Genomic DNA, 13,620 nt, shown 5'->3' with positions numbered 1-13,620 from the left:
CAAGGCCAACAAAGAAGGGCTCGGCGCGGCCCGCGAGGTGCCTTCCTATAAGAGCCAAAGCGGGGTCTGCGCATCACGGTTCGGAGCCTCCTATAAGAGGATAAAGGCGCCTCTCTACAAGGGGCTGTAAAACAGAGCGTGTGAGCGGGGATTTCGCCGCTTCGTTGACTTCACCCGCCGTGACAGGCAAATGTCATGGCCCAACAGAAGCGAAAAGCCGTTCCGCCCGGGGAAGAAGCAGCCTTTCTGGATGCCAGACACGGAAGATGTCATAGCCGAACTCGGCAATGAGCCGCCGCTGATCGCGGATGGCCACAGCGGCCCGCCCGACCGGCGCGAGGTTTCGGCGCGCTGGCTGTCGGGCACCTTTCTTACCGGCGTGACCTCGAGTGTGCTGATGGGCGTGGCGTTGTTTGCCGCCCTTGACGGCCGCCAGCAGCTGGCAACCCCGCCCGAAATCGCCGAACTGGCCCAGCTCGAAAGCGGCGGCGATTCCGGCGAGGTCGCCAAGACCACCAGGCTGGTGGCGCCGCGCCAGATCGCCAAGGCCAAGGACCGCCGGCGCATGGAAGTGTCGATGGTGACCAAGGTCGGCGACCGCGACGTTATCCACACCATGCCGTTCGTGCAGATCAAGATCGCGCTGGCAGCCGGCCACACCACCAACCGCGCCTATCCGCCTTTCGACCCGATGCAGGTGTTCGGCGACGATGGCGACTCGACGCCGGCGCAGCCGGCGACGGCCTCCGCAGTTGGCGGCCAGATCTACGGCGCCAAGGTCGAAAGCGAGATGAGCCTCAAGACGGTCGATTTCCCGGTTGAGACGGCCTCCTTCGACGAAAAAAGCGACCTGTCCGCCGACGAGGTTGAAAAAGTGGTGCGCGAAGCCGGCACCGACCTCAGCGACGGCGCCGTGCAGGTCGCCTCCCTGCATTATGTCGACCCGCAGCGATTCGGCGATGCCTTCGCCGAATCGATGGCCGGCTCCTACGACGTCAAGATCGTGCCGGAAAACGTCTCGGTGGCGCCGCGCGTCGCGCTCGACGACCAGACCCCGGCTTTCGCCGAGGAAATCATTCCCTTCACCAGGGACCGCGACATTGCCGAGGCTTTCGCTGATTCGGGCTATACGGGCGATGACGCCACCGGCATGGCGGAGGCGATCGGCAAGCTGCTCAACGCACCGGCGCTGAAGACCGGAACCGTGCTGCGCGTCGGGCTCGAGGTACATGGCGACGCCGCCAAGGTCGTTCGCACCAGCGTCTATGACAAGACAACGCACATCGTCACCATCGCGCTCGACGACCGCGGCCAGTATGTGCCGGCGCAGGAACCGGAGCCGAACCCCGAATTGCTGACCGCGTTCGATGATTCGTCGGCGCCGGTGGTGGTGCGCGGCAATCTGCCGAACGTCTATGACGGCATCTACCGCGCCGCCTATTCCTACGGCATGTCGAAGAAGCTGACCCAGCAACTGGTCAAGCTCCTGGCCTCCGGCGTCGACTTCCAGTCCAGGCTCAATCCATCGGACCGCATCGACGTGCTGTTCTCGCAGCCGGACGGCGACGACCAGGCCTCCGACGAATCGGAACTGCTCTATGTCTCGTCGACCTTCGGCGGCCAGACGCGCAATTTCTACCGATTCCAGATGCAGGACGGCTCGACCGACTATTTCGACGAGGACGGATCTAGCGCCGAGCAGTTCCTGTTGCGCAACCCCCTGCCCGCCGGGAAATTCCGCTCCGGCTTCGGCGCCCGCCGACATCCGATCCTCGGTTATGTCCGCATGCATACCGGCGTCGACTGGGCGGCACCGATCGGAACGCCGATCATCGCCGCCGGCAACGGCACCATCGAAAAGGCCGGCTGGGCCGGCGGCTACGGCAAACAGATCATCATCCGCCATGCCAATGGCTACGAGACCTCCTACAATCACCAGAGCGCCTTTGCCAAAGGCATCGAACCGGGCGTTCATGTCCGCCAGGGCCAGACCATCGGCTTCCTCGGTCAGACCGGCCTCTCCACCGGTCCGCATCTTCACTACGAGCTGATCGTCAACGGCACCAAGGTCGACCCGATGCGCGTGCGCCTGCCGGTCGGCAAGGTGCTGAAGGGCGACGACCTGGTCGCTTTCAAGCGCGAGCGCGAGCGCATCGATGAACTGCTCAAGCAGGAAGACAGCAATCCGCTGAAGGTCGCGAGCGCCAAGATCGAAGGCTAATGCATGTCGCCCAGAAGTGTGCCGCGGCTCTGGGACAAGGACATGCGTCAAAACAAAGACTTAACAGGCTGCTGCAAAAATCGCATTTGGCTTTGTTTTATGATTCACTTTCGTCTGACAACGGGAGTGATTTGCGATGCGGGGTCGTAGTGAAGGACCGGGAAGCCTTTTCAGCTATGTTCCGTTAGAGAAGTGCATTCCGTTGGATCATCCTCTGCGGGCGATCCGGCAGTTGTGCGATGAAGTGCTTGGTCGTCTGGATGGTCGCTTCGAGGCGCTCTATTCGGGCATGGGCCGGCCGTCGATCCCACCGGAGATGTTGCTGCGGGCGACACTGCTGCAAGCGTTCTTCTCGGTTCGTTCGGAACGGCAACTGATGGAGCAGATTGATTACAATCTGCTGTTCCGCTGGTTCGTTGGCCTGCCGCTTGACGCGCCGGCGTGGCATGCGACGGTTTTCACCCACAATCGCGACCGGCTGCTTGAAGCCGATGTGGCGCGAGAGTTTTTGGGTGAACTGATGGGCCTCAAGCGGGTGAGCAAGCTTCTGTCGAGCGAGCATTTTTCGGTGGACGGCACGCTGATCGATGCCTGGGCTTCGATGAAGAGCTTCCGCCCGAAGGATGGTTCGGGCGATCCGCCAGGGCCAGGGCGCAATGGCAAGCGCAACTTCCGCAAGGAGAAGCGCTCGAATCAGACACATGCCTCCACGACCGATCCCGACGCCCGGCTCTACCGCAAGGCGGACGGCCATCCGAGCCGCCTGTGCTTCATGGGCCATGTGCTGATGGGAGAACCGCAACGGGCTGGCGGTCGATGCAACGTTGACGCACGCCACCGGCAAGGCCGAGCGGGAAGCCACGCTTGTCATGCTCGACCGGCGGCAAGGCAAACATCGCATCACGCTGGGCGCCGACAAGGCCTATGACGTCATGGATTTCGTTGGCGACCTGCGCCAGCGCCAAGTCACTCCGCACATCGCCATACAAGGCACGGTCTCAAGCGCGGGCACGGTGCGCAAGACCGCTATCGACGGGCGCACCACGCGCCATGCCGGCTATGTGATCAGCCAGCGCATCCGCAAACGCATCGAGGAGATATTCGGCTGGGTGAAGAAGCCGGGCGGATTGGCCAAAACCAAATTGCGAGGGCAGCCAAGAGTGGAGGCCGTCTTCACCTTTGCGGTCATCGCCTACAATCTGGTTCGCATCCCAAAGCTCCTGAAAGGGCAGATCGCATAACCGTCAGCAGAAAGGACCGCAACTCGCGCAGCAAGCTCAGCTGCAACCCGCCGCGAAAATCGCGCAGACAACAGAAACTTCCGTCAAAAATATCGAGATCAGCAACGATCAGACTTTTGCAGCAGCCTGTTAAGCCGTCACACTCGACGCCGGCGAATCATAATCGCCCCATCAGAGCATTCCGAATCGGGTCGGCTCCGAATCAGGTCGACTGCTCCTCTTCGGCTCGTGACCAAGGCAGCTTTTGCCCCGAAACGGTGGCCCAGGCGATAACAGCGGCAAGCAGGCAAAGCACGGCCGTCACCGTCGACACGGCCGCGAACGCCGCATCGCTGGCGGCGAGCCGTGTTGCATCAAGGTCTGGCGCCAGGCCGGCCAATGCCGGTTCTCCGAACCCCGGAATGCCCGGCCTGACGCTGGTATCAAGCATCGTCGAATAGACCCAGGCCGCGAGCGAGCCCATCGCCGCCACAGCAATCAGCCCGCCAATGCGCGAAACCGCATTGTTGATGCCGGAAGCGGCGCCGGTATCCTTGTCCTCGACCGCGGTCATGACCGCCGTCGACAGCGGCGACACCACCAGCGCCATGCCGAGCCCCATCACCGCCATCAGCGGAAAGATACCGGTCCAGAAATTGTGCATGCCGGCATGAGTGAGCAAAGCCAGCCCGGCAAAGGCGATGGCGACCACCAGGCAGCCGCTGGCGATCGGAAAACGCGGACCGATGCGATCCGACCACTGGCCGACGAGACCCGACAGCAGCGCGATCGACGCCGACAGCGGCAGGAAGATGAAACCGACCTCTTTGGTGCTCAGCCCCCATCCGGCGATCAACAGCATCGGCAGGTAGAACAGATTGGCCGACAGCGCGAAATACAGGAAGAAGGTGGCGAGGTTGGCGCCGGCGAAGGCGCCGATCCGAAACAGCTTGAGATCGATCATCGGCTCGCGCTGCCGAAGCTCGAAGACGATGAAGATGATAAGCAGCACGGCGCCTGCGGCGATACTCGGCCCCGACATCAGCTCGCTGCCTTCGGCGCTCATCGAGGTCAGTCCGTAGGCAAGCGCCCCGAAGGCAAGCGTGGCGAGAGCGGCGCCGCCGAGATCGAGGCTTCGCTTCTCCGTCGGCGCGTCGGCGGGAATCTTGGCCAGCAGGAGATAGATCGAGATCAGCCCGAGCGGCAGGTTGACGGCGAAGATCGCCCGCCAGATACCGCCGCCAAAGGCCGACAGGACGAAGCCGCCGAGCACCGGACCGAGCGCCGTCGTCAGCGCCGAGGCGGCGGCCCAGATGCCGATCGCCCGGCCGCGCTCCTTCTTCGGATAGGCCTTGGCGATGATGGCGAGGCTGCCCGGCACCATGATCGCCGCACCAATGCCCTGAATGGCGCGAAAGGCGATGAGCACCAGCGCATTCGGCGCCACCGCGCAGGCCAGCGAAGCGATGATGAACAGCGCAATGCCGGCAACGAAGGCGCGCCTGAGGCCAAACCGGTCGCCGGCGGCGCCGCCGGCCAGAATCAGCGCCGACAGCGTCAGCGCATAGGCGTTGGAAATCCACTGGACCTCGGCCAGGCTGGCGCCGAGGTCGACGCGCATTGCCGGCATGGCAATGGCCAGGATCGACCCGTCGATGAAGCCGAGCGCTGACGCCAGGATCGCCGCTACCAGCACGAACTTGCGCTGCGACTGCGGGCAAAATGTACCGTTGGAAAGCGACCTGGTCAGGGGAACGGCTGCGGCTTCGCTCGGAGACTTCATGAGCGTCTGCTTAGACTTGTTGCGGGCCGGCAACAACCAGCCAGCGCCCTGTGCTCATGAATCCAGCTTTGGATATCGGTCTGCCTTATGGGCAGGCCGACATCACTGCGCTGGAGCGCTCACTTGCTCCGCAACATCATCGGCCGAGGGACCGCCGACGAACTCGACGGTGACGCCCGGCGACACCAGCTTGGCCAGTTCACGCGCATCCCAGTTGGTCAGGCGCACGCAGCCATGGCTTTCGGTCTTGCCGATCTTGGAGGGATCGGGCGTGCCGTGAATGCCATAGGTCGGCTTGTCCAGCGCGATCCACACCGAGCCGACCGGGCCGTTCGGACCCGGAGGGATGGTCAGGATCTTGTCGTTCTGGCCCTGCTTGAAATTGATGCTGGGGTTGTAGGTGTAGTTCGGATCGAGCGCGACGCGCGACACCGTATGGGTGCCGGTCGGCGAGGGCGTGTCGGCTGAACCGATGGTGGCCGGATAGGCCGCGACCAGCTTGCCACCGGCGTCATAGGCGAACACCTGCTTCTTGTCCTTGTCGGCGACGATGCGGGCAACCGGCGTCGCCACCAGCCTGCCGAAATTGGCGACCTTGATGATAGTACCGGGACGGCTGAAGTCGGCCTCGGGATTGAGCCCCTTCAGATAGTTCTCGTCCATGTGGAACCGTTCGGCCAAGGCTTCGGTGACGGAGGTGTAAGCCATGCGGTCGAGCTGCGCCTTCTGGCTGTAATCTTCCGGTATCGAGGCGACATAAGGCCCGGCCGCGTCCTCGGGCGTGATCGTATAATTGGCGAAAGCATCGCCACCGGTTTGCGCCAGCGCAGCCTGGATGCCGACGGCGTCGGTCGAGCGGAGATTGCTGCCGGTGATCTGGTTGTAGGCGGCAAGCGCTTTGTCGACATTGGAGCCGAAGCGCCCGTCGACGACGCCGGGTGAAGCGCCGGCGCGGTCGAGCAGCACCTGCAAGGCGGCTACATCCTGACGTGCGCCGAGTGAAAGCGAGGGATCGACCACGGTCTTGCCACCGGCTTTCGGCGGCAGCGCGGCCTGGTCGGCGGGCACCGCCGGTTCGGCGGGATCGATCGAAGCCTCGTTCAGCGGCTGGCGCTTGACGGGCCGCGGTTCAGCGGACTTCGGCGCTTCCGGATAGGTGTCGCTGTCATTGGCATCATCCTGCGGAGCGGCCCCGAGGAATCTGTCGCTTTCAGGATCGTATTCATCAACCGGCGGGCCGGGGATTCGTCCCTGATCGTCCAGTTGCCTGCGGCGGAAACGCGCCATGTCTTCGGGATCGTCGAGATAGTAGCGGTCGTCGTCTTCGACCGGTGCGCGTCCAAGCTCACGTGCCCGCATTTCCCGGCGCAGCGCGCGGCGGTCGAGCCTGGTCTGCGGCGGCTGGATGGCGATGACCTTGCCGGTCTCGGCATCGACGATGACGCGGTTGCCCCTGGCGTCGTAATAGATGTCGAGATTGCCGTCCTGGGCAAGCACAATGCCGCCGCTATCGGCGGCGCGGACGGCCGGCAGTGCGTTGTCCAAAGTCGGCGATGCCATGGCGCTGGACGTGAGCGGCCCGGCGGCGAGCACCGAAAAGGCAAGGATCGTGCGGAACATGGTGGTCAAACTCTCCGGTACTTACAGCGCCGCGCGTCCGTTTGGACGCGCAAAGGACGCTGTAACACTTCATGTCTGCGCATGATCCTTTCCGAAAATCGAATTTCGATTTTCGGGGTCATGCGTAATTGCCGCCGCCCGGCAGTGTTCCCACCAGAACGTTCTCGCCACCGTTTGGATGCGCAAGGAACGCCCTGATCGTCAAAAGCCTGCAGGCAAACCCCTTCGCCAGCAAACCACAACATAAGCTTTCCAACATGAACCGGGCATGAAGATGGCGGATTACTGGTTGCTACAGGCCCAATTCCTTGCGCGTCTGCTTCGTCAGCTTGAGGACGACGAGGCGGTGGCTTTCGCCGAGATAGTCCTTCAGCGCATCATCATCCATGCTCTGGCTTGTCTGACGCTGGATCCATTTCATGCCGCGCGAGGCGAGATAGGGCGCAGGCCGGCAGCCGGGCTGATCCTTCAGCACGTCATAAGCCATTTCAGAGCATTTGAAGGTGACGAAGACGCCACCCTCCCGGTCATGGCCGGCGATGGTGAAGACCTTGCCACCGACTTTCCAGACATCGGCACCGCCCCACTGCACGACGTGCGTCGTCTGCGGCAGCGAGGCGCAGAAGCTGTTGTAGTCGTCCAGCGTCATCTGCACCCCCGTCAAAGGATTGTTGTTTCACAAGAAAATGCCGCGCGTCCGGTCGGACGCGCGGCGTTGGATCAGGCTGCCGCGTCGGTCGGCACCACAGTGGGCCTGGACCGGAAATTCAACCGGTCGGAGCCGGCGGTGACCTTGACGGTCGAGCCGTCGAGGATCTCGCCAAGCAGGATTTTTTCCGCCAGCGGATCTTGCAGGTCCTTCTGCATCACCCGCTTCAGCGGCCGAGCGCCATAGGCCGGGTCGTAGCCCTTCGCCGCCAGCCAGTCGATCGATTCCTGGTCGAGCGACAGTGTGATCTTGCGGTCGACGAGCAGATTTTCCAGCCGCTTGAGCTGGATCTCGACGATGCGACCCATATCCTGCCGGCGCAGCCGGTGGAACAGGATCACCTCGTCGACACGGTTGAGGAACTCCGGCCTGAACGAGGCTCTCACCACGCTCATAACCTCGTCGCGCACGGCATCGACGTCCTGCTCTTCGCCGAGATTGACCAGATATTCGGCGCCGAGGTTCGACGTCATGACGATCAGCGTGTTGCGGAAGTCGACCGTGCGGCCCTGCCCGTCGGTCAGCCGCCCGTCGTCGAGCACCTGCAACAGCACGTTGAAGACATCCGGATGCGCCTTCTCGATCTCGTCGAACAGCACGACCTGATAGGGCCGGCGCCGCACCGCTTCGGTCAGCGCGCCGCCTTCCTCATAGCCGACATAGCCGGGAGGCGCGCCAATCAGCCGGGCGACCGAGTGCTTCTCCATGTATTCCGACATGTCGATTCGCACCATGGCGCTCTCGTCGTCGAACAGGAAATTGGCCAGCGCCTTGGTCAGTTCGGTCTTGCCGACGCCGGTCGGTCCGAGGAACATGAACGAGCCGATCGGCCGGTTCGGATCCTGCAGCCCGGCCCGGGCACGACGCACGGCCTTGGACACCGCCTGTACCGCTTCGCCCTGGCCGACGACTCGCTTGCCGATCTCGTCTTCCATGCGCAGCAGCTTGTCGCGCTCGCCCTGCAGCATCTTGTCGACCGGAATGCCGGTCCAGCGCGACACGATATGGGCGACGTGGTCGGGCGTGACCACCTCTTCGACCATGCCGGCCTTGCCGTCCTGGGCTTCGGCTTCCTTCAGCTTCTTTTCCAGTTCCGGGATCTTGCCATAGGCAAGCTCGCCGGCGCGCTGGAATTCACCCTTGCGCTGGGCAATGGCGAGGTCGTTGCGGGCCGCGTCGAGCTGCTTCTTGAGGTCAGCGGCGAGGCCAAGCTTCTGCTTCTCCGACTGCCATTTGGCGGTGATCTCGGTCGATTCCTCCTCGAGGCCGACGAGTTCCTTTTCGAGACGCGCGAGCCGGTCCTTTGACGCCTCGTCCTTCTCGACCTTCAGTGCCTCGCGCTCGATCTTGAGCTGCATGATGCGGCGATCGATTTCGTCCAGCGCCTCGGGCTTGGAATCGACCTGCATCCTCAGCCGCGACGCGGCTTCGTCGACAAGGTCGATCGCCTTGTCCGGCAGGAAACGGTCGGCGATGTAGCGGTTGGACAAGGTCGCCGCCGCGACCAGCGCCGAATCCGAGATGCGCACCTTGTGGTGCTGCTCGTACTTCTCCTTCAGGCCACGCAGGATCGACACGGTATCTTCCACCGACGGCTCGTTGACGAAGACCGGCTGGAACCGGCGGGCAAGGGCCGCGTCCTTCTCGACATGCTTCCTGTATTCATCGAGCGTGGTCGCGCCGACGCAGTGCAGTTCGCCGCGCGCCAGCGCCGGCTTCAACAGGTTCGAAGCGTCCATGGCGCCATCGGCCTTGCCGGCGCCGACCAGCGTGTGCATCTCGTCGATGAACAGGATGATGCCGCCGGCCGCCGAGGTGACTTCGTTGAGCACGGCCTTCAGCCGCTCCTCGAACTCGCCGCGATATTTGGCGCCGGCAATCAGCGCGCCCATGTCGAGCGCCATCAACTGCTTGTCCTTCAGCGATTCCGGCACGTCGCCATTGACGATGCGCAGCGCCAGACCTTCGGCGATCGCCGTTTTGCCGACGCCCGGCTCGCCGATCAGCACCGGGTTGTTCTTGGTACGCCGCGACAGCACCTGGATGGTGCGGCGGATCTCGTCGTCACGGCCAATCACAGGGTCGAGCTTGCCGGCGCGGGCATCGGCGGTGAGGTCGCGCGCGTATTTCTTCAGCGCGTCATAGCCCTGCTCGGCGCTCGCCGAATCGGCGGTACGGCCCTTGCGGACGTCGTTGATCACCTGGTTCAGCGCCTGCGCTGTGACGCCGGCCTTGGACAGGATATCGGCCGTCTTGGCCGACTTCTCCATCGCCAGCGCCTGCAGCAGCCGCTCGACCGTGACAAAACTGTCGCCGGCTTTCTTGGCCAATTCCTCGGCGGTCGAAAACACCTTGGCCAGCGGCTGCGCCAGATAAAGCTGGCCGTTGCCGCCTTCCACCTTGGGCATGGCCTCAAGGGCGGTCTCGACGCCAAGCTTGACGTCGCGCACGTTGCCGCCGGCGCGCTCGATCAGCGAGGCGGCCAGCCCCTCGTCGTCCTCGACGAGGACCTTCAGCATATGTTCGGGAGTGAATTGCTGGTGATTGCGCGAGAGCGCCATGGTCTGGGCGGACTGAATGAATCCGCGGACGCGCTCGGAGTATTTCTCGAGGTTCATATCTGTCTCCTTCCATCACCGGCCCGCTTTGCGGCACCGGATCAGATTGCGGTGACGGACCCGCTCATCCGAGCCGGGTCCAGTTCACGCCAGATATGGGGCGCAAGCCATTGCCGCTCAAGACGTCCGGCTGATGATATTGCATGGCCGAGCAAACGAAAACGGCGGAGATTTCTCTCCGCCGTTTCATCGACTTATGTCTTGTGGGTCAGTTGTTGGCGTCGACGGCGAACGGGTCGCCGGCAGGGCTTTCGGCCGGCGCCGCATCCACCACGTCAATAGCGGCAGCGGTCTCGCCGGCGCCATCCACCACCTGGCCACCACCAGACTGTTCGTCACCGACCTGATCGGCATTGTTGCGCGGGCGGCGCGGACGCCGCGGGCGACGGGCAGCGCCGCTCTCGGCGGCTGCCTCATTGAGTTCGGCCCGGGCGGCAAGAGCCGCCGGCGACAGGTTTTCGTACAGCGGCGCCCGCTCGGAGAAACCGCTCTCGGCTTCGGGCTCAACCGCGGAAACGGTTTCCGCCTGTGCCGGGGTTTCGGTGAAGCGCTGCTGGTCGCCGCGCTGGCCGTTCTGCTCGCCACGCTGGTCGTTCTGGCCATAGCCGCCATTGGGGCGGCGGTCACGGTTGCGGCCATTGTTGTCGCGGCCGTTGTTGTTGCGGCCATTATTGTCACGGCCATTATTGTCACGGCCACTGTTGTTCTCGCGGCCGTTTTCCTGGCCGTATGCGAGTTCGGCCGGCGTGCCCTCAATCGTCGGCTGCGGACCGTTGCCGTGGTTCGCCATCGGCGCTTGAGTCTCGCCGCCATTGCCGCTGCCGGCATTGTCAAAATCGTCGCGATCTTCATCGTCGTCGAATTCGTCGCGGTTCTGCGGGGCATTCTGGATCGGCATCTGCGCCTGTGCGGCGGCAATGATGCGGTTGTAGTGCTCGGCGTGCTGGAGGTAATTTTCCGCCATAACCCGGTCGCCGGAGCTTTGCGCATCACGGGCCAGAGTGGCGTATTTTTCGGCGATCTGCTGAGCCGATCCACGGATTTTCACGTCCGGGCCGTTGCTCTCGTAGTTGCGCGTCAGGGGATTTGGGCCCTTGCGGTTGTTGTTGTTGTTATTGTTGTTGCCACCGCCGCCGCCATTGTTGTTGCGACCGCGCATGCGCCTGTTCTGCTGTTGTGGCCTCATAAGACTCTCTTCATTTTGAAATTTTCGAAAAACGTTTCACGAACGGAGGCGCTCATGCAGCCAGCCGTTTCGTTTCTTCACCGGCGTTCGCCCGCATCAATTGCGTTGGCGCCACGTGTCATCCTGTTCCGGTTACATCACTTGCCGGACGATTCCCGCACGAAGCTTGGGCGTCGTTTGCGCAAGAAGGCAGCTATTTCCAAGGAAAACCGAATCGCTAAGAGCACTGCCTGCTTCGTCTCATCCGGTTAGGGCGGACCCTAGCCGCATTCCCCGGCATTGCCAAGCGCTTTTTTGCACTGCGTCAAGGCTTTCCCTGTTCAAACATAAGAACCCTGTCGTTTCCGCCAAGATCGACAAATGCCCCGGCCAGCCTGTAGCCGGCTGCCGCGAATATGTCTTTGACCTCATTGCGCTGCGTGTGGCCGATCTCGACCGCTATCTTGCCTTCTGCTTCCAGAAACTTTGCCGCCTCGGCGGCGATGATCCTGTAAGGGCCAAGACCGTCCACACCGCCATCAAGGGCTCTGTGTGGATCGAAATCGCGGACCTCGTCCTGCAGATTTCCAATGTCTCCAGACGGTATATAGGGAGGGTTTGCGGCAATTACATGGTATCGGCCCGAAACTTTTTCGAACCAGTCGGACTGCAGCCCCACGAACCGGCCGGCGAGTCCGAGTTGCTCGGCATTGCGTATCGCGGTTGCCAGCGCGTCTTGTGAAACATCGACCCCGGTGGCGGTCGCGGCCGGAACCGCGCTGAGCAGCGCCAGCGCAATCGCGCCGGTACCGGTGCCGAGATCGAGGATACGGCATAGCCCTAGCCTTTCGGCCGTCGCGCCGGCAAAAGGGAGGATCGCCTCGACCAGCGTTTCGGTGTCCGGCCGCGGCTCCAGCGTTTCCGGCGACAGCGACAGCCGCAGGCCGTAAAACTCGCGAAACCCGAGGATGCGGTGCACCGGTTCGCCGGCCATGCGGCGCTGCAGAGCAGCGCCGATTGCGGCAACCGCACCCGCATCGACCGTCCGTTGCGGGTCGGCGATCGCCTGCGTACGGTCCGTGCCGGAAAAATGTTCGACGATCAGCCTGGCATCCAGCGCCGAGTCGGAAAGGCCGGCCGCGGCAAGCCGCTCCCGCGCCACCCGCAACAACGGCCCGAGCGCGCCGGGCAACATGTCAGCCATCGAGGCCGATATCGGCGAGCAGCTTCGATTGATGGTCGGCGATCAGCGCATTGATGACCTCGTCGAGCTCGCCCATCATCACCCGGTCGAGCTTGTAGAGCGTCAGGTTGATACGATGGTCGGTAAGGCGGCCCTGCGGGAAATTGTAGGTGCGGATGCGCTCCGAACGGTCGCCCGAACCAACCTGCGATTTGCGTGACTCCGAGCGCTCCTCGTCTGCCTTGCTGCGCTCGAGGTCGTAAAGCCGCGCACGCAGGATCTGCATGGCTTTCGCCCGGTTCTGATGCTGCGACTTCTCCGCCTGCACCACCATGATGCCGGTCGGCAAATGGGTGATGCGCACCGCAGAATCGGTGGTATTGACGTGCTGGCCGCCCGAACCCGAGGCGCGCATCGTGTCGATGCGGATGTCTTCGGCGCGGATGTCGATGTCGACCTCTTCGGCTTCCGGCAGTACGGCCACCGTCGCCGCCGAAGTGTGGATGCGCCCGCTGGCCTCGGTCGCCGGCACGCGCTGCACGCGGTGCACGCCGGATTCGAATTTCAGATGGGCAAAGACGCCCCTACCGGAAATGGTGGCGATGATTTCCTTGAAGCCGCCGGCATCGCCGTCGCTGGCCGACACCGTCTCGAAGCGCCAGCCGCGTTCGGCGGCATAGCGCTCATACATGCGAAAAAGGTCGCCGGCGAACAATGCCGCCTCGTCGCCGCCGGTGCCGGCGCGGATTTCAAGGATGGCGTTCTTGTCGTCGGCCGCATCCTTGGGCAACAGCAGGATCTGGATGTCCTTTTGCAGCTCTTCGATACGCTCTTCGACGCCGGGCAGATCTGCCTCCGCCAGGGCCCGCATCTCTGCGTCGGTGCCCTTGTCGGCAAGCATCGCCTCGAGGTCGGCTTGCTCGCGCTCGACTGAGCGCAGTTCCCTGACCTTGGCCACCATGTCCTGCAGCTCGGCATATTCCGAGGCCATCTTCACATAGGCATCGGCCGCCGGGCCGGCCGACATCTGCGCTTCGAGCATCTCGAAACGCTTGACGACCTGATCCATACGCTCGCGGGGAAGATTGACCATGGCTAATG

At 63.3% G+C, this 13,620-nt stretch carries 8 protein-coding genes and 1 pseudogene; 2 read left to right on the top strand and 7 right to left on the bottom strand.

What is annotated here, in order from left to right; all coding sequences use genetic code 11:
• The first annotated feature begins 250 nt into the window (after window positions 1-250).
• Window positions 251-2,221: a M23 family metallopeptidase gene (locus NKJ57_RS16885; protein WP_352511780.1), complete on the top strand. Its 1,971-nt coding sequence runs from the start codon at window positions 251-253 to the stop codon at window positions 2,219-2,221.
• Between the two features lie 136 nt (window positions 2,222-2,357).
• Window positions 2,358-3,462, top strand: a pseudogene (locus NKJ57_RS16880) (IS5 family transposase).
• Window positions 3,463-3,664: 202 nt separating this feature from the next.
• Here the strand turns inward: NKJ57_RS16880 and NKJ57_RS16875 are convergent.
• The 7 genes from NKJ57_RS16875 to prfA all read right to left on the bottom strand — a co-directional run bounded on the left by NKJ57_RS16875 (window position 3,665) and on the right by prfA (window position 13,612).
• Window positions 3,665-5,224: an MFS transporter gene (locus tag NKJ57_RS16875; protein WP_352511781.1), complete on the bottom strand. Its 1,560-nt coding sequence runs from the start codon at window positions 5,222-5,224 to the stop codon at window positions 3,665-3,667.
• Between the two features lie 102 nt (window positions 5,225-5,326).
• On the bottom strand, window positions 5,327-6,844 hold the full coding sequence (locus NKJ57_RS16870; RefSeq protein WP_352511782.1) for a L,D-transpeptidase family protein: 1,518 nt from the start codon (window positions 6,842-6,844) through the stop codon (window positions 5,327-5,329).
• Between the two features lie 292 nt (window positions 6,845-7,136).
• The gene (locus NKJ57_RS16865) at window positions 7,137-7,493 is read right to left on the bottom strand and encodes an MmcQ/YjbR family DNA-binding protein (RefSeq protein ID WP_023685771.1); all 357 of its coding nucleotides are present in this window, start codon (window positions 7,491-7,493) and stop codon (window positions 7,137-7,139) included.
• 71 nt (window positions 7,494-7,564) lie between these two features.
• Window positions 7,565-10,171, bottom strand: coding sequence for an ATP-dependent chaperone ClpB (gene clpB, locus NKJ57_RS16860; protein ID WP_352511783.1), 2,607 nt, complete (start codon window positions 10,169-10,171; stop codon window positions 7,565-7,567).
• 208 nt (window positions 10,172-10,379) lie between these two features.
• Entirely contained in the window at window positions 10,380-11,357 is a 978-nt protein-coding gene (locus NKJ57_RS16855; RefSeq protein ID WP_023685773.1) for a DUF4167 domain-containing protein, read from the bottom strand.
• A gap of 304 nt (window positions 11,358-11,661) precedes the next feature.
• Complete coding sequence (prmC, locus tag NKJ57_RS16850) at window positions 11,662-12,540, bottom strand: peptide chain release factor N(5)-glutamine methyltransferase (RefSeq protein WP_023737470.1); 879 nt, start codon at window positions 12,538-12,540, stop codon at window positions 11,662-11,664.
• Window positions 12,533-13,612, bottom strand: a complete 1,080-nt coding sequence (gene prfA, locus NKJ57_RS16845) for a peptide chain release factor 1 (RefSeq protein WP_352511785.1) — start codon at window positions 13,610-13,612, stop codon at window positions 12,533-12,535. The genes prmC and prfA overlap by 8 nt, the downstream gene beginning before the upstream one ends.
• Between the last annotated feature and the right edge of the window lie 8 nt (window positions 13,613-13,620).

Source organism: Mesorhizobium sp. M0077 (assembly GCF_040322955.1).
Taxonomy (GTDB): Bacteria; Pseudomonadota; Alphaproteobacteria; order Rhizobiales; family Rhizobiaceae; genus Mesorhizobium.
Note: the sequence above shows the minus strand (reverse complement) of the source record. Positions and strands in the feature narration are given on the sequence as shown.